This is a genomic window from Enterococcus gallinarum (genome assembly GCF_021496385.1).
Classification (GTDB): domain Bacteria; phylum Bacillota; class Bacilli; order Lactobacillales; family Enterococcaceae; genus Enterococcus_D; species Enterococcus_D gallinarum.
This window is the reverse complement of sequence record NZ_CP050816.1, coordinates 765,397-780,569: the sequence shown is the minus strand read 5'-3', so window position 1 is coordinate 780,569 and position 15,173 is coordinate 765,397. Positions and strand designations below refer to the sequence as shown.

19 protein-coding genes and 2 pseudogenes are annotated in these 15,173 nt (G+C 38.8%); 3 read left to right on the top strand and 18 right to left on the bottom strand.

Annotation, left to right across the window (positions count from 1 at the left end; all coding sequences use genetic code 11):
• Window positions 1–58: 58 nt before the first annotated feature.
• The 7 genes and pseudogenes from HED61_RS03795 to HED61_RS03765 all read right to left on the bottom strand — a co-directional run.
• Window positions 59–1,480: an MDR family MFS transporter gene (locus HED61_RS03795; protein WP_003129285.1), complete on the bottom strand. Its 1,422-nt coding sequence runs from the start codon at window positions 1,478–1,480 to the stop codon at window positions 59–61.
• Window positions 1,464–1,919 (bottom strand): MarR family winged helix-turn-helix transcriptional regulator, encoded by a 456-nt coding sequence (locus tag HED61_RS03790; RefSeq protein WP_005469888.1) that lies wholly within the window; start codon window positions 1,917–1,919, stop codon window positions 1,464–1,466. Before HED61_RS03790 ends, HED61_RS03795 begins: the two co-directional genes overlap by 17 nt.
• A gap of 148 nt (window positions 1,920–2,067) precedes the next feature.
• Window positions 2,068–3,081 carry a tRNA dihydrouridine synthase gene (locus HED61_RS03785; protein ID WP_005469887.1) on the bottom strand — a complete coding sequence of 338 codons (1,014 nt, stop codon included), beginning with the start codon at window positions 3,079–3,081 and terminating at the stop codon, window positions 2,068–2,070.
• A gap of 111 nt (window positions 3,082–3,192) precedes the next feature.
• A complete protein-coding gene (locus HED61_RS03780) occupies window positions 3,193–4,368 on the bottom strand; it encodes a multidrug effflux MFS transporter (RefSeq protein ID WP_005469885.1) in 1,176 nt (391 codons plus the stop codon).
• Between the two features lie 336 nt (window positions 4,369–4,704).
• A complete protein-coding gene (locus tag HED61_RS03775) occupies window positions 4,705–5,196 on the bottom strand; it encodes a hypothetical protein (RefSeq protein WP_003129279.1) in 492 nt (163 codons plus the stop codon).
• Between the two features lie 15 nt (window positions 5,197–5,211).
• Window positions 5,212–5,679 (bottom strand): GNAT family N-acetyltransferase, encoded by a 468-nt coding sequence (locus HED61_RS03770; protein ID WP_003129278.1) that lies wholly within the window; start codon window positions 5,677–5,679, stop codon window positions 5,212–5,214.
• Between the two features lie 147 nt (window positions 5,680–5,826).
• Window positions 5,827–6,549, bottom strand: a pseudogene (locus tag HED61_RS03765) (BglG family transcription antiterminator); the annotation flags it as partial.
• A 76-nt stretch (window positions 6,550–6,625) separates the two neighbouring features.
• Between HED61_RS03765 and HED61_RS03760 the strand changes: the two are divergent.
• Window positions 6,626–7,306 carry an IS6-like element ISEnfa1 family transposase gene (locus tag HED61_RS03760; RefSeq protein ID WP_000191454.1) on the top strand — a complete coding sequence of 227 codons (681 nt, stop codon included), beginning with the start codon at window positions 6,626–6,628 and terminating at the stop codon, window positions 7,304–7,306.
• A gap of 207 nt (window positions 7,307–7,513) precedes the next feature.
• Here the strand turns inward: HED61_RS03760 and bcrD are convergent, their stop codons facing one another.
• The 5 genes from bcrD to HED61_RS17050 form a co-directional block, all read right to left on the bottom strand.
• Entirely contained in the window at window positions 7,514–8,341 is an 828-nt protein-coding gene (gene bcrD / locus HED61_RS03755; RefSeq protein WP_086321365.1) for a bacitracin resistance undecaprenyl-diphosphatase BcrD, read from the bottom strand.
• Window positions 8,341–9,090, bottom strand: coding sequence for an ABC transporter permease (locus HED61_RS03750; protein ID WP_000933358.1), 750 nt, complete (start codon window positions 9,088–9,090; stop codon window positions 8,341–8,343). Before HED61_RS03750 ends, bcrD begins: the two co-directional genes overlap by 1 nt.
• Complete coding sequence (gene bcrA / locus HED61_RS03745) at window positions 9,083–10,000, bottom strand: bacitracin ABC transporter ATP-binding protein BcrA (RefSeq protein ID WP_002346952.1); 918 nt, start codon at window positions 9,998–10,000, stop codon at window positions 9,083–9,085. The genes HED61_RS03750 and bcrA overlap by 8 nt, the downstream gene beginning before the upstream one ends.
• Window positions 10,001–10,182: 182 nt before the next feature.
• The gene (gene bcrR / locus HED61_RS03740; protein WP_000395511.1) at window positions 10,183–10,797 is read right to left on the bottom strand and encodes a bacitracin resistance transcriptional activator BcrR; all 615 of its coding nucleotides are present in this window, start codon (window positions 10,795–10,797) and stop codon (window positions 10,183–10,185) included.
• Complete coding sequence (locus HED61_RS17050; RefSeq protein WP_174122861.1) at window positions 10,787–11,113, bottom strand: DNA-binding protein; 327 nt, start codon at window positions 11,111–11,113, stop codon at window positions 10,787–10,789. Before HED61_RS17050 ends, bcrR begins: the two co-directional genes overlap by 11 nt.
• 36 nt (window positions 11,114–11,149) lie before the next feature.
• Between HED61_RS17050 and HED61_RS03730 the strand changes: the two genes are divergently transcribed.
• Together HED61_RS03730 and HED61_RS03725 are read left to right on the top strand one after the other, a co-directional pair.
• On the top strand, window positions 11,150–11,314 hold the full coding sequence (locus HED61_RS03730) for a helix-turn-helix domain-containing protein (RefSeq protein ID WP_001808810.1): 165 nt from the start codon (window positions 11,150–11,152) through the stop codon (window positions 11,312–11,314).
• Between the two features lie 38 nt (window positions 11,315–11,352).
• Complete coding sequence (locus HED61_RS03725; protein ID WP_000191454.1) at window positions 11,353–12,033, top strand: IS6-like element ISEnfa1 family transposase; 681 nt, start codon at window positions 11,353–11,355, stop codon at window positions 12,031–12,033.
• Window positions 12,034–12,165: 132 nt separating this feature from the next.
• Here HED61_RS03725 and HED61_RS03720 read toward each other — a convergent pair whose 3' ends face one another.
• The 6 genes and pseudogenes from HED61_RS03720 to HED61_RS03695 form a co-directional block, all read right to left on the bottom strand.
• Window positions 12,166–12,438, bottom strand: a complete 273-nt coding sequence (locus HED61_RS03720; RefSeq protein WP_002326825.1) for an antitoxin — start codon at window positions 12,436–12,438, stop codon at window positions 12,166–12,168.
• A gap of 17 nt (window positions 12,439–12,455) precedes the next feature.
• Window positions 12,456–12,671 carry a peptide-binding protein gene (locus HED61_RS03715; RefSeq protein ID WP_001835296.1) on the bottom strand — a complete coding sequence of 72 codons (216 nt, stop codon included), beginning with the start codon at window positions 12,669–12,671 and terminating at the stop codon, window positions 12,456–12,458.
• A 91-nt stretch (window positions 12,672–12,762) separates the two neighbouring features.
• Window positions 12,763–13,659, bottom strand: a complete 897-nt coding sequence (locus HED61_RS03710; RefSeq protein WP_002326827.1) for a ParA family protein — start codon at window positions 13,657–13,659, stop codon at window positions 12,763–12,765.
• A 102-nt stretch (window positions 13,660–13,761) separates the two neighbouring features.
• Window positions 13,762–14,022 (bottom strand): annotated as a pseudogene (locus HED61_RS03705) (topoisomerase DNA-binding C4 zinc finger domain-containing protein); the annotation flags it as partial.
• 169 nt (window positions 14,023–14,191) lie between these two features.
• Window positions 14,192–14,929: a 23S rRNA (adenine(2058)-N(6))-methyltransferase Erm(B) gene (gene erm(B) / locus HED61_RS03700; RefSeq protein ID WP_002292226.1), complete on the bottom strand. Its 738-nt coding sequence runs from the start codon at window positions 14,927–14,929 to the stop codon at window positions 14,192–14,194.
• 124 nt (window positions 14,930–15,053) lie between these two features.
• On the bottom strand, window positions 15,054–15,137 hold the full coding sequence (locus HED61_RS03695; protein ID WP_001814874.1) for a 23S rRNA methyltransferase attenuation leader peptide: 84 nt from the start codon (window positions 15,135–15,137) through the stop codon (window positions 15,054–15,056).
• Window positions 15,138–15,173 lie beyond the last annotated feature (36 nt).

Genomic DNA, 15,173 nt, shown 5'->3' with positions numbered 1-15,173 from the left:
AACATTCAAAATTAAAAAAAAACCGCTTCGCAAAAAGCGAAGCGATTTGACTAGTTGATTAATTTTCTACTTCTATCAGAACTTCTGTGCGACTATCTTTGATCAAAAATAATCCCGTGAACAATAGCAGTCCCGAAGCGACGGTCATGACTAAAAACGAAACATTCATGCCGTGGAGCAAAGCGGCGGAGCCAGTCAATGTATGACTGTTGCGGGCGACCGTATTCATGATCCCAACAAAAACAGCTGTGCCGATGGCGCCGGCGACCGTCCGCAGCGATGTCAGTAATGCGGTACCATGAGCAGTCAATTCTGGCGGGATATTTTTATTACCCCAGGTAACAAATGGCATCAATAAACAGCCCGTGGCGGCACAGCGTAAAATATTCAGGCAGACCGCCATCCAAATTCCTGTGTGTATATGAATAAAAAACATACCGATATTACTTAAAACTAACGAACTGCCGCCAATGATCGTTATGATGCGGATACCGACTTTGTCATAGATACGGCCAGCGATAGGACTCAAAAAGGCAGAAACTAACGAACCTGGCAATACCACCAACCCTGAGATTGTTGCAGATTTTCCAAGAATGGATTGTACATACAAGGGCATCAGCATTGAAGAGCCCATTAAAACAAGATAGAGTAAAATACTCCCAAACACACTTAGCGCATACTCTTTCGTTTTGAGGACCCGCAGATCCAAGAAGGGCACTGCCGCTTTCATTTGGCGGTGGGCAAATAAGATGCCGCCAATCAAACCTATGAGCAATGCACCCAAGACAGGGAGACTGGCAAAGCCATAGGTTCCTAGATTCCCGAATCCTAATGTGAAGCCGCCAAAAGTCACAGCGCTGAGTAAAAAGGAGAGCAGATCAAATTTTTTCTTCGTTACATCCAAGACATCTTCAAAGACATTCAACGCCCAAATCAACGAAACAAAAACAATGGCACCGACAATATAAAAAATGGCATGCCAGTTCAATTTATCAACGATCATTCCAGCTAATGTAGGGGCGATCACTGGTGCGGCAGTGATCGATAACCCATACCAACCCATGATTGCACCAATTCGATCCATTGGATAGATCGTCAATAGAATCACTTGAGCCATTGAGATCAAAATACCATTACCAATGGCTTGGAGGATACGAGACATCATCATAATGGGGAAGTTCGGTGCTAACGCACATAGAACCATCCCAATAAGAGCGATTACCAATGCGGAAAGATATAATTTTTTGGTAGGTACCCGATTCATCAAAAAAGCGGTCAACGGCATGACGATAGCCATGGCGAGGGAATAGCCGCTGGTCAGCCACTGTCCAGTGGTCACAGAAATTTGCAAGTCGGCCACGATGGCCGGTAATGCGGTGGTCAATGCGGTGGATAACATCGTTAGTGCGATACAAGTAAGAATCAGATTAATAAAAATAAAGGTTCTTTTACGGTTTGTCAGATTACTCGGTTGGTTCAATAGATTCCGCCTCCATGCGTTGGTAATAAGCTTCAATTTTTTCTAACCCGCGACCAAAGGCTTGTTTTTCTTCTTCTGTTAGATCGGTCAGCATATCTTGGTGTGCTTTGCTGCGTTTTTGTTTCATCGCAGCAGCTTCAGCTCTTCCTTCTTTCGTTAATGAGATCAACTGGATTCGTTTATCTTGCGGAGATGTTTCTTTTTTGATCCAGCCTTTTTTCTCCATTTTTTTTAAGAGCTCCCCTGCTGATGTCGAGCGGATCGCCAAATAGGCGGCTAAGTCTTTCTGATTCAGTGTGCCGCGCTCGTCCAAAACTAACAAACAGTTGAACTGTCCCCGCCCAGGCATGAAGGGACCATATTTTCTTTCAGAATAACGACGATTCAATTTATACACTTCAAAAAACCGTTCAACGATCTTTTGCTCTGAGTAAGACATATGTATTGCTCCTTTTTTGTTCATTAAAACCAATTAAATAGGTACCTACTTAACAGACTGCTCTCTATTTTACATAGGTACCTATCTATTGTCAAGGTTACTTCTACATACAAAAAAAGCATTTCTCTCCTTGGAGAGAAATGCTCAGTTATTTGTGCTCCTCAGCAGCATCAGATACTTCTTCAGACAATGTTCCCGCAGCTTTATTAGCATGAAACTCTGCTAGAAGTCTGCGAACTTCATCTGTCGACTTAGTTGTCATCAATTGTGCGCGCAAATCGCTCGCCCCAGGAAATCCTTTGACATAAATCTTAAAGAAGCGATGCAATCCGGCAATGGATCGGGGAACCATCGTAGCATAATGGTCTTGCAGGTCTAGCTGCAATTGCAGCAACCCTAATAATTCCTCCGATGAGTGTTCTTTTGGTTCTTTCTCAAAGGCATAGGGATTTTTGAAAATGCCCCGTCCAATCATGATTCCGTCTACGCCATACTGTTGGGCTAACGCTAGTCCTGCTTGACGATCTGGAATATCGCCATTGATAGTGATCAATGTTTGAGGTGCCACTCGATCACGAATCGCTAGAACTTCTGGGATCAGATCCCAATGGGCAGGGACTTTACTCATCTCTTTGCGGGTCCGCAAATGAACAGAAAGATTGGCAATGTCTTGCTGCAACAAGTGAGTGATCCAAGCTTCCATCTCAGCCATTTCTGTGTAGCCGATCCGTGTTTTGACGCTGACTGGCAACCCACCTGCTTTTGCCGCTTCAATCAACTCAGCCGCCACATCGGGACGCAAGATCAAGCCGCTGCCTTTGCCGCGACCGGCAACATTTGGGACAGGACACCCCATATTGATATCGATCCCTTTAAATCCCATTTCCGCCATTCCAATACTCATTTGCCGGAAAAATTCCGGCTTGTCTCCCCAAATATGGGCGACGATCGGTTGCTCGTCTTCTGTGAATGTCAGTCGACCACGAACACTCTCGATCCCATCTGGATGGCAGTAACTATCTGAATTGGTAAATTCCGTAAAGAAGACATCTGGCGCCCCTGCTGTCTGCACAACATGGCGGAACACTACATCTGTCACATCTTCCATTGGTGCTAAAATAAAAAAAGGCTTCGGTAACTCCGCCCAAAAATTTGTTGTCATGCTTTCCGCTCCATTTCTTAGTGACCGGATCACTTCTTTGATCCAACTTACAAAAACATAGTCATTATACTAGGAATAAGCAAAAGAAGCAAAAAGCGAGACCATCCGCACTCATGGTCTCGCTTCTTGTTTCATTACTCGATAGACGCCTAATGCACCGATTTCGCACAAAAAGATCAGTAACGCTAGTGGAAGATAGGTATGACTGCCCATGATACCCACTAGCGGCGTACAGATGATCCCGATGCTGTACATGCCGATCCCTAAGATCGAGGAAGCGACCCCAGCGTGTTCACCTTGCCGATCCATCGCTAATGTAGTTACCACCGAATTGACGATCCCTAATGTCGCCACGACCAGAAATAGCCCAATGATCGCTAATGCAATAGAATTTCTGATGCCACTCAGCATCACCAGTACACTGCCAATAAAACCGATCACCAATCCGCTGCCTAATTGCTGGACTAGGGACAATCGCCGCGATAAAATCCCCGAAAGCTCCGCAGTCACAATGATACCGATCCCGTTGATACCATACAATAGGCTATACATTTGATCACTGAGCCCATAGACATTTTGGAACATGAAAGAGGATCCTGAAATATAACTAAACAATGCACCATAAATAAATCCTTGGATAAGCACCAGTAACATAAAGATGCGATCAGACAATACTGCCCGCCAGCCAGATTCCATCTGATGGATGTGTTCTTGCGGCTGTAATGTTTCCTGATAGCCAAAGAGAATACCAAGCAATAGCAAGATGCCTAAACCACCCAAAAAAAGAAAAATCGTTTGCCAAGAAGCCACTGCCAAAATCGCACTGCCTAGCAGTGGGGAAATGATCGGGAAAATACCGTTCACTGCAATCAGCATCGCAAAAAACTTCGTCAGCCGTTCGCCGGTAAATAAATCTTTCGCAATCGCACGGGTCAAAACGATCCCTGCGGAACTGGCGATTCCTTGCAAGAGACGCAAAGCTAGGAATAACCAGATATTTCGCACGAAGGGAACAAGTAAACAGCAAAGAATCGCTACGGTAATCCCTATAGCAAGAGGTTTCTTGCGCCCAATCCGGTCACTAAGTGTTCCGATTGCTAATGGACCTAATGCTAAACCAATCAGACACATGGTCAAACTCATTTGTGTGAGAGAAGCACTGATTCCTAATTCTTCTTGAATGACTGGAAAAGCCGGTAAATAAGCATCCATTAGTAAAGGGCCATAGGCGCTCAATGTGCCAAGCAATAAGGACAGCCAAATGATCCTACCTTTTGATAACTCCATTTTTCCTTCTCCTTTCCTATCTAAAAAACCTACCTCTAGAATACTAGCTGATTCCGTGGTGATTTTCAATGAGAATTTTTCTTAATTTCAGATATTTTTAAACAACTAAAACAATTCGTTTGGATATGGCTTTTTTTTAGTTTTTGGTTCTAAGAAGCTTTAAAGACAATAGGGCGTTTCACCCTTCAATTCCTAACAGATCTCGAAAAAAGCTTATTGCCTTCTCCCTACCAAAAAACTAGTAGTAAGAAAACAATAAGCGTTTCACATGAAGATAATTATTGAATGATTTGAGCGATAAAAAGCCAGTGGCAGTATTTCAGCGATCATTTTTACTTACTCATCGTGTTGAATCTGGTACACTAACTGATCGAGCAATGGACCATAATCTACTCGCTGATAATCCGTCACATCAAATTCATAGAGCGTTCCCAAAGCAAATTCAGCGTACTTTCGTTCATTGATGATTCGTCGGAATTCTTCCTTTGTAATATGATTGGTTCCTAATGAACGGTCTTCTAGACTATCGCCATAATGATAGTGATCCATGATATAGCTCAAATGCCGTTCCGGCTCCCGATCTCGCTGGTAACGCCGTTCCCACAACACTTCGAAATCAGCCGTTAAGCGAATCGTGATTACTTCATAAGCATAAGTATCAGCAAGGTCTCGCAAGCGTCCTTTTTGCTTCTCGCTAAATGGATACTCCGAAACAATGACTTTTTTCTCCGCTTCCATATATAACTCTAATGCGCGATAAAAGAACGGATAGTGACACTGAATGGTTCGAATCGAAAAGGGCGAATACCTTTCTCCTTTATTACCCATTTAGTAAGAAACAAGTTAAAGCGGATAAACCAAAAGATGCTGCGGTCCTTTGGGTCCCATTTTCTCTTCACCACTATCTACAAAACCCACAGAATAATACAGTTTTTTTGCTGCACTATTTTTTTTATTGACTGCTAGAACAATTTGTTTCATTGCTGGAAAATGAGTTTTTACAAAATCAGGCAATAATCGCAATGCTTCTTTTGCATATCCCCTCCTTAGAAATCTCGCATCAGTAGAGAAACTCCGCAACAAAAGAGCGTCATTTTCATCCGTATAGTCTGCTTTTTGGGGTCCTGCATCCAAAACAAAAAAAGTGACCAGTTTCTGTTGGGAAAAAGCCAAGATCGGATGATGCTGGGGATTCTTTTGGGAAAGTGCAATATTCTCTTGTGGCGTCCCTGTGAAATAGGTCATTTCGTCAGTCAGAAAATAATTGACAACATCTTCTTTGTATTCATCTCGATATTTCATTAGTTCCATCTTTTATACACACCTCTTCTGGTCTAAAACAATAGCCCATTCATTTGTAGGTCATTTTATCAAGTATTGCTTGAAATTACGAATAAAGTCATATACCTGATCGTTACACAGGTATATGACTTACAGACAGGTCCAAAATCAGGCTTCTTATTGTTCAATCGCCGAATGATTCATTAAACGATTGATATGGACACCTAGAAAAACGATCTCATTCTCAGGGATTTTCGTTTGATATTCATTATCTACATACGCCTTTACCTTTGTTGCAATCTCCATAGCATTTGGGTAAAGGGCCCACATTTGCCGATACAGTCCTTCGTCTTTTTCTTGCAATAATCCTTCTGTAAAGAAACGATCTACAAAAAAACGGACATGTGTGATAAAGCGGCTATAATGAATCGAATTTGTATTCACATCTTGCTGGATCGAATAGCGGACAAGGTTTACGATAATCCCAATCAATTTCGCTTTCTTCAACCCATCCTGATTATCCGCAGACGCAGATTGGGCATTGATCAAATGAAAAGCAATATTTGATGCTTCTTCTTCTGGAAGAAAGATTTGATACTTTTCACGTAACAAAAGTAACGCTTGTTCTGCAACTGCGTATTCTTTTGCATAATAGTTTTTGATTTCCCAATACAAACGATTGGTGATACTTAACCCCTTCTCTTGGCGTTCAACAGCAAAATGCAAGTGATCCGACAACGTTAAATAGATCGTAGAGTTTAGCGGATTGGGCATTAACTGTTGGGCCAATTGAACGATTTCTTTCGTCATCTCAAAAAACCTAATGGGTATCTCATCAATTAATTCAGCAAACTGCAGAGATCTCGTTTCATCAATTGGGAGAAATACTTGATCAATTTGAGGGTTCTGTTGCAAAGTTTCCGATAAGCTCATTTTGAGGTAAAATAATTGAAAAAGATAGCTTGGAGGAATGAAGATGACTCAGTTCAAAGGAAAACAATTTCAAAAAGACGTGATTATCGTAGCCGTCGGCTACTATCTTCGGTACAACCTGAGTTATCGTGAAGTGCAGGAAATTCTGTATGACCGAGGAATTCACGTTTGTCACACCACAATTTACCGTTGGGTGCAAGAATACGGAAAGATTCTTTATCAAATTTGGAAAAAGAAAAACAAACAGTCCTTTTATTCATGGAAAATGGACGAGACTTATATCAAAATTAAAGGAAAGTGGCATTATTTATATCGCGCTATCGATGTAGATGGCTTAACCTTAGATATCTGGTTACGGAAAAAGCGCGACACACAGGCTGCGTATGCTTTTCTAAAACGACTGAAGAACCAGTTTGGAGAACCAAAGGTTCTAGTAACGGATAAAGCACCCTCTATTAAGAGTGCCTTCAGAAAGCTTCAGAAAAATGGACTGTATATAACAACAGAACATCGAACAATCAAGTATCTGAATAATCTGATTGAACAAGACCATCGTCCAATTAAGCGAAGAAACAAATTTTACCAAAGTTTGCGAACAGCCTCAACCACGATTAAAGGCATGGAAGCGATTCGAGGAATTTATAAAAAAAGCCGAAAAGAAGGGTCTCTTTTTGGCTTTTCCGTCTGTACAGAAATCAAAGGACTATTAGGAATCCCTGCTTAAATAAGAATCATCTTGAAAAACTAATGACCTTTTTGAGACTTTGCAACAGAACCCATTGGTTTGTGTAAACGCAAAGAAACGGCGGCTCTGAAAATCAAAGCCACCGTTTCATAGGCGTGAAAATATGTCTGCTGTACGACGGCTTTTTTCTTTTGCCGTCGTGCGGCAGATTATTGCTTATGGAATTGTTTTTCTATCACATTACTGTTATAAGTACAACAAGTATACCAAGATACCAAGCACAATTCGATACCAACCAAACACCTTAAAATCATGTTTTTTGATAAAGTTCATTAGGAATTTAATTACTAAGACAGATACCGCAAATGCCACAGCCATACCGAGAACAAGAGCGAGCAGTTCTGCACTTGTAAAATCAAACCCGAATTTTAACAGCTTAAAAGCACTTGCTCCAAGCATAGTAGGTACTGCGAGGAAAAAAGTAAACTCTGCTGCTGCCACTCGTGAAACTCCTATGAGTAAAGCACCTATAATCGTTGCTCCCGACCGTGATGTGCCGGGTATAAGTGATAACACTTGAAATGCCCCTATCAAGATTGCTGTTTTATAGCTGATGTCAGAAAGTGCCATAGTAGTAGGAGTACGCTTTTTATTCCAATTTTCTATGAGAATGAATAACAAACCATAAAAGATTAACATGATTGAAATCACAATGGGGGTTTGGAGGTAAGCATCCAAATAATCATCAAATAAAATCCCCATAATACCTGACGGTATACAAGCCACTGCAACCTTGAACCACAACGAGAAAGTATCCTTTTTAACAAGTGGCTGCGATTTATCCTTTAGCTGAAATGGAAACATCTTGTTCCAAAACATTACAACCACTGCGAGTATAGCTCCAAGTTGAATAACAACAAAAAACATTTCTTTAAATGCTTCGCTCATATTAAGTGTGATAAATTTGTCCGCAAGAATCATATGTCCTGTGCTGCTGATAGGTAGCCACTCAGTAATACCCTCAACAATTCCAAGAAAAATAACTTTTAAAATTTCTATAAAATCAAGTACCATTATTTCAAATCCTCCTTTTTAAAATGATGAAAGGTCATAAGAAAACCAACTGCTGATACAAGAATAATAATAGATACAGACAGCAGTGTAGGATAGCCGGTACTCTGAAGTTTACCCTGCACCAAGAAATAGGTGGCTGTCCACGGATACAACGCTCCCCATTCTTGATTTGAAAGTGCGGCACTTCCCATGACAATCACGGCAGAGCCAATCATCGGGGCGACAAATCCTTTTGTTTTCATAGCAACAAACACAAAAGGAGAAACTGTTAAAAACATCAGGATACTGCCAAACAAAAACTTGGGGAGCCATACTATTGCCACTAGTAAGCTATATCCCTCCAATGTAAAGACAGCGTGATATAGCCCACAAGCGATAAATATACCTGCCCATGTTACAAGGGTGAGCATAACAATCCAAAGAAGCAGGGTGCAAAATTTTCCAATTAATAGTTTTGTCCTTGAAATGGGTATGGGCAATATGGTTTTGAGTGTGCTTTCTGTGTACTCTCTGCTAAACAAGTAAGCTGCAATTGCCACATATATCATAATGTTTACCAGCAGCATGATATACAGTACACTGTCGCTGTATATGTCAGACAAGGTAAAGATAATCTCCGGCTTATCAAAATGTGTTTGCAAGGCTTCTATTAACATCAAAAGTGGGGTAGATAATACCCCTGCCACACTAATTAGCACCATTTTTGAACGCTTTAGTTTTAATAATTCACAAGAAATAAGATTAAGCAATACCGCCACCTCCAATCAGTTTAGAAAAGTAGTCCTCTAAGTTTTCCTCACTATCATCTATCCTTGTCACGAGCAGTCCATTTCGTGCAAATTCTCGATTGATTTCTCCAACACTTTGGCTAAAGTCATAAATTCTCACCGTACCGTCCTGCACTGTAAAATCCGTCATGTGGTAGTGGCTTTCTAAAATCTTTCCAGCTATCTCACTGTCAGATAAATCAAATTGAATGTATTTTCGATTCCTTTTGTGAAGCTCGGATATATTCACTTCCTCTACTAAATGCCCCTCGTGCATAACGCCGATAATATCTGCTATCTGTTCAATCTCGCTTAAAACATGGCTTGAGATAAAAATGGTAATGCCATGATTGTGACTAAGTTCAGATAAAAATGAGCGTATTTCAACTATTCCAATGGGGTCAAGTCCGTTAATCGGTTCGTCAAGTATTAAAAGCTCCGGCTCGTGCATAATGGCGGCGGCAATACCAAGCCGTTGCTTCATTCCGAGGGAATAATCGGAAAAGACTTTTCTTTTCTCTTTATGCAGCCCCACAACTTCAAGAGCTTTTTCTACTCCACTTTTAGATACTCCCCCTCGCAGTTTAGCGAGAATTTGCAAATTCTCATACCCTGTTAAATTACTGTAAAATCCCGGTGTTTCGATAATAGAGCCTACTTTGCTATAAAGGGTATGGATATTTTCCTTATAGTTTGTGCCAAACAAGCGTACCGTTCCATCCGTTGGGAGAGCAAGCTGCAACATCATTTTCATTGCTGTGGTTTTGCCTGCTCCGTTTCTGCCGAGCAAACCATAAATTTTGCCCGTTGGCACATGAAGATTGACCTTATCGACAACGGTGGCTGTTCCGTATCGCTTCGTAAGATTTTCTGTTTCAATGATATAATCCATATTTGATTTTCCTTTCCGTTGGTTGCTGTTCTTGTTTTCACTGACCACAATTTTATTATCACAGGAGCTATATCAAAAGCCAAGAAACCTACCGTCACATCGCCTACATCTATCATGTCAACATGAAAAAAAGCCCCGACACTTATCGTGTCAGAGCCTATTTCAAGGGATTTATATCGTTTTTACTTTGTTCCGTTCTGCTTAATCCAAACAACTATTTTTGCGACAAACAGCAGAAACATAAGTGCTGTTATATATGGTTCTCTTGCTGCTGCTAAGAAACAGATAGCCAAAGCAGTGAGTCCAAGGGAGCATTTTGTAGCAATGCCGCCCCATGTTTCTTTATCTAAATGGGTAAGTATTATTTTAGCAATCCCTATTACAATCAAGGCGGCAAAAGCACTCCAGTAGACTGCAAGATTGAATGGTGTGGTGGCTGTAAATGATAGTAGATTGACCGCATAAACATAACCGCCAACAGAGTTTCCATATAACGGAAGAAATATAAACGCAACTGCCATCATATCCAATATTCCATAAATATAGTTGTAAATCTTTTTCAAGTTGGAACGATTTTCAGTTTCGGCAAGTGTAATCAGTTCTTCGCCCGATAGTAGTTCATCTATGGTCACAGAAAAGAATTTAGAAATACACTTGAGCGACTCAATGTTAGGGTAACCCTTGCCGCTTTCCCATTTTGAAATGGCTGTTCTTGATACATATAATTGCTCCGCAAGTTGTTCCTGCGTTAAGTTCTTTCCAGTCCTAAGCTGTTGTAGCTTTTCATTAAATTCCATGATTCTCCTCCTGTTTGTTCCTTGTTTTCATACGTCCATCAACGGGTTTTTCTGCATCTTTTGGTATCATCCATGCACGACCAAATTTTTCAGTTCCGTCAATGCGATTTTCCTCACATAATTTTTGTATCCGTCTTTCCGATATGCCCCATTTTTCAGAAGCGGCTTTCACAGAAATGTAATCCATAATATCAACTTCCTTTCGCAAAGAGTATATAATTATTATATACGGAATGACGAATAATAGCATTTTTCTCTCCACTAATACGAAATTATACACTACTAAACATAAAATCATACTTCGTTCAAATATCATCACCCGAAATGTACAATGATATAGGGTGATATTAAAATGTACCAAGATGAAAGAAAACTTGATTTTAAGCCGTTAGGTATAGCGATAAAAAAAGCTCGGGAAGCAAAAGGGTGGACACAGGAATATCTTGCCCAACTGGTAGACCTTACGCCACGCTCTATTATGGGTTCTGTTGCAAAGTTTCCGATAAGCTCATTTTGAGGTAAAATAATTGAAAAAGATAGCTTGGAGGAATGAAGATGACTCAGTTCAAAGGAAAACAATTTCAAAAAGACGTGATTATCGTAGCCGTCGGCTACTATCTTCGGTACAACCTGAGTTATCGTGAAGTGCAGGAAATTCTGTATGACCGAGGAATTCACGTTTGTCACACCACAATTTACCGTTGGGTGCAAGAATACGGAAAGATTCTTTATCAAATTTGGAAAAAGAAAAACAAACAGTCCTTTTATTCATGGAAAATGGACGAGACTTATATCAAAATTAAAGGAAAGTGGCATTATTTATATCGCGCTATCGATGTAGATGGCTTAACCTTAGATATCTGGTTACGGAAAAAGCGCGACACACAGGCTGCGTATGCTTTTCTAAAACGACTGAAGAACCAGTTTGGAGAACCAAAGGTTCTAGTAACGGATAAAGCACCCTCTATTAAGAGTGCCTTCAGAAAGCTTCAGAAAAATGGACTGTATATAACAACAGAACATCGAACAATCAAGTATCTGAATAATCTGATTGAACAAGACCATCGTCCAATTAAGCGAAGAAACAAATTTTACCAAAGTTTGCGAACAGCCTCAACCACGATTAAAGGCATGGAAGCGATTCGAGGAATTTATAAAAAAAGCCGAAAAGAAGGGTCTCTTTTTGGCTTTTCCGTCTGTACAGAAATCAAAGGACTATTAGGAATCCCTGCTTAAATAAGAATCATCTTGAAAAACTAATGACCTTTTTGAGACTTTGCAACAGAACCATTTTTAGTTAGTCGTTCAACATTCTTTTCTAAACGATCTTCAAATTGCTTTTCGGTGAAGTCAGTAATATTCGCCATGTTAAGCCACTTTCTCTTTTGTCAAAATTTGTTTTGAATATTGATTCATTGACCGCCAATACTCATGAATAGCTTGTAATTCTTCAAATGGTTGTTGAAATAAATCAACTTCTTGTGCCACTTCTAATTGATTTAAAAGATTCACTTCTAGTAAACGAGTATTTTTAGTATCTAGTTCATGGTTCAAAACATAGTTTAATACTCGATTATAAACGCTTGCCGATAATTCGTTAATGATCTCTATTTCAAATGTTTTTTCATACGTAACTGCCATTTCATTTTCACTCCTTTTTAAAGTTTATCAGGTAAATATTTCCGTATATATTCTTCTAAGGCTTGATCCATAACTTCTTTTACGTTTCCGCCATTTTTTGCTGTTTCAATTTTTATAATATGGTGTAAGTCAGCACGAACACGAACCGTCTTATCTCCCATTATATCTTTTTTTGCACTGATTGGTGTATCATTTCGTTTTGCTTTTTGTGCGCCTAAATTTCCCACAATCACTCACTTCTTTCTATTTCTTCTTATTCTTATTTTATCATCAACAATCACAAATCACAAGTGATTTGTGATTAATCACTTGTGATTTGTGATTCTATTCTTTTTCGTTTTCTAATTGAATAATTCGCTCAAGCATTTCAAAAAATACGTTCTCATACATGGATAAAACTTTTTTGTCATAGCCTTTGTGTTCTGTAATTCCATTTTTAGACCAGGTACTTACTTTATTACTTCGCTTGATAATATTTTGGAAAACCAAGTTATCTTCTTTATGTTGCTTGTACAGTTCTTCCAGGTTTGATTTTATCGTTGCGCTGTCCGTATCAACTAAATAAGGAACAAAACCGATCATATCTAGTCCAGGGTTAAATTGTTCTTGTAAATCAATCAAATAGGAAATATAGTTTTGAATGTTGTTTGTACTTTCTTCTTCTGCTTGTAAAGGGATCATAACGTAATCACTCGCCACGATTGCATTATTTGTATAAACGCTTGGCGTTGGTACAGTATCAATAATAATGAGATCATAGTCACTTTTTAAAGGTGCTAAAAGAGTAGCAAGCAATCTACTTTCATTTTCAAAAGTCCATGAGCGAGTTAATTTTGGCAGTAACATCAAATCAAACGTGCCAGGGATCAAGTCTAAATTATCAGTCAAATGAACAATAGAAGAAGCCAAGTTTCCATTTTTCAAGCCTTCATAAAAATTGACACGTGGCAATTCTACCTCAAAAGTTTTTGCTAAGTCTTTTGTCAATGTTGCCTGTAAGTCCTTATCGATCATTAAAACTTTTAAATTCAATTTGTCTGTCAAGTAAGCAAACATAGTCGATAATTTGGACTTTCCAACACCACCTTTAAAGTAATTATTCAAGATAATAATTGCTTCATTTTTATTGTTTAAAATACGTCTTAATTCTTCAAGTATTTTTAGTTTTTCCTTCTCCATAACTACGCCCCATTCTTTTTTTGTATAGTAATATTGTATCATTAAGAATCACAAATCACAAGTGATTTGTGATTAATCACTTGTGATTTGTGATAAGTGATTTGTGATTAATATATAAAAGCCCTCTTTAAAGGGCTTTTATGTTTATTTTGAAAAAGAGATAAAATCAATATATCCCTTTTCCCCAATTTTTACAACGGCATTGTAGGGCTTTTTCTCTTTGTTTTTGATTCCTTTTACCAGGGTTTCTTTTCCCTCCAGTAATTCTTTTACATTCGTTTTGGTTAGTTTTTTCTTTCTAAAATGTTCAGCTAAAGTAAACTTACATTCAGGATAATTTGAACAACCATAAAACGATTTTTTTAATACAATATTGTTGCCACACTTAGGACATTTTCCTACAAGGGGTCCCGAGCGCTTAGTGGGAATTTGTACCCCTTATCGATACAAATTCCCCGTAGGCGCTAGGGACCTCTTTAGCTTCTTGGAAGCTGTCAGTAGTATATCTAATAATTTATCTCCATTCCCTTTAGTAACGTGTAACTTTCCAAATTTAAAAAAGCGACTCATAGAATTATTTCCTCCCGTTAAATAATAGATAACTATTAAAAATAGACAATACTTGCTCATAAGTAACGGTACTTAAATTGTTTACTTTGGCGTGTTTCATTGCTTGATGAAACTGATTTTTAGTAAACAGTTGACGATATTCTCGATTGACCCATTTTGAAACAAAGTACGTATATAGCTTCCAATATTTATCTGGAACATCTGTGGTATGGCGGGTAAGTTTTATTAAGACACTGTTTACTTTTGGTTTAGGATGAAAGCATTCCGCTGGCAGCTTAAGCAATTGCTGAATCGAGACTTGAGTGTGCAAGAGCAACCCTAGTGTTCGGTGAATATCCAAGGTACGCTTGTAGAATCCTTCTTCAACAATCAGATAGATGTCAGACGCATGGCTTTCAAAAACCACTTTTTTAATAATTTGTGTGCTTAAATGGTAAGGAATACTCCCAACAATTTTATACCTCTGTTTGTTAGGGAATTGAAACTGTAGAATATCTTGGTGAATTAAAGTGACACGAGTATTCAGTTTTAATTTTTCTGACGATAAGTTGAATAGATGACTGTCTAATTCAATAGACGTTACCTGTTTACTTATTTTAGCCAGTTTCGTCGTTAAATGCCCTTTACCTGTTCCAATTTCGTAAACGGTATCGGTTTCTTTTAAATTCAATTGTTTTATTATTTGGTTGAGTACTTTTTCACTCGTTAAAAAGTTTTGAGAATATTTTATATTTTTGTTCATGTAATCACTCCTGAAGTGATTACATCTGTAAATAAATACAGAAGTTAAACGATTTGTTTGTAATTTTAGTTATCTGTTTAAAAAGTCATAAGATTAGTCACTGGTAGGAATTAATCTAACGTATTTATTTATCTGCGTAATCACTGTTTTTAGTCTGTTTCAAAACAGTAGATGTTTTATCTACATTACGCATTTGGAATACCAACATGACGAATCCCTCCTTCTTAATTACAAATTTTTAGCA

Bases quoted from the DNA above. Each gene is read 5' to 3' on its own strand.
- HED61_RS03730 (WP_001808810.1), top strand. From the start codon at position 11,150: ATGTACCAAGATGAAAGAAAACTTGATTTTAAGCCGTTAGGTATAGCG.
- HED61_RS03770 (WP_003129278.1), bottom strand. From the start codon at position 5,679: ATGGAACTAATGAAATATCGAGATGAATACAAAGAAGATGTTGTCAAT.
- HED61_RS17050 (WP_174122861.1), bottom strand. From the start codon at position 11,113: ATGATATTTGAACGAAGTATGATTTTATGTTTAGTAGTGTATAATTTC.
- HED61_RS03710 (WP_002326827.1), bottom strand. From the start codon at position 13,659: ATGATACAATATTACTATACAAAAAAAGAATGGGGCGTAGTTATGGAG.
- HED61_RS03790 (WP_005469888.1), bottom strand. From the start codon at position 1,919: ATGTCTTACTCAGAGCAAAAGATCGTTGAACGGTTTTTTGAAGTGTAT.
- bcrD (WP_086321365.1), bottom strand. From the start codon at position 8,341: ATGGTACTTGATTTTATAGAAATTTTAAAAGTTATTTTTCTTGGAATT.
- HED61_RS03725 (WP_000191454.1), top strand. From the start codon at position 11,353: ATGACTCAGTTCAAAGGAAAACAATTTCAAAAAGACGTGATTATCGTA.
- bcrA (WP_002346952.1), bottom strand. From the start codon at position 10,000: ATGGATTATATCATTGAAACAGAAAATCTTACGAAGCGATACGGAACA.
- HED61_RS03720 (WP_002326825.1), bottom strand. From the start codon at position 12,438: ATGGCAGTTACGTATGAAAAAACATTTGAAATAGAGATCATTAACGAA.
- HED61_RS03775 (WP_003129279.1), bottom strand. From the start codon at position 5,196: ATGGGTAATAAAGGAGAAAGGTATTCGCCCTTTTCGATTCGAACCATT.
- HED61_RS03695 (WP_001814874.1), bottom strand. From the start codon at position 15,137: ATGTTGGTATTCCAAATGCGTAATGTAGATAAAACATCTACTGTTTTG.
- HED61_RS03760 (WP_000191454.1), top strand. From the start codon at position 6,626: ATGACTCAGTTCAAAGGAAAACAATTTCAAAAAGACGTGATTATCGTA.
- HED61_RS03780 (WP_005469885.1), bottom strand. From the start codon at position 4,368: ATGGAGTTATCAAAAGGTAGGATCATTTGGCTGTCCTTATTGCTTGGC.
- HED61_RS03785 (WP_005469887.1), bottom strand. From the start codon at position 3,081: ATGACAACAAATTTTTGGGCGGAGTTACCGAAGCCTTTTTTTATTTTA.
- bcrR (WP_000395511.1), bottom strand. From the start codon at position 10,797: ATGGAATTTAATGAAAAGCTACAACAGCTTAGGACTGGAAAGAACTTA.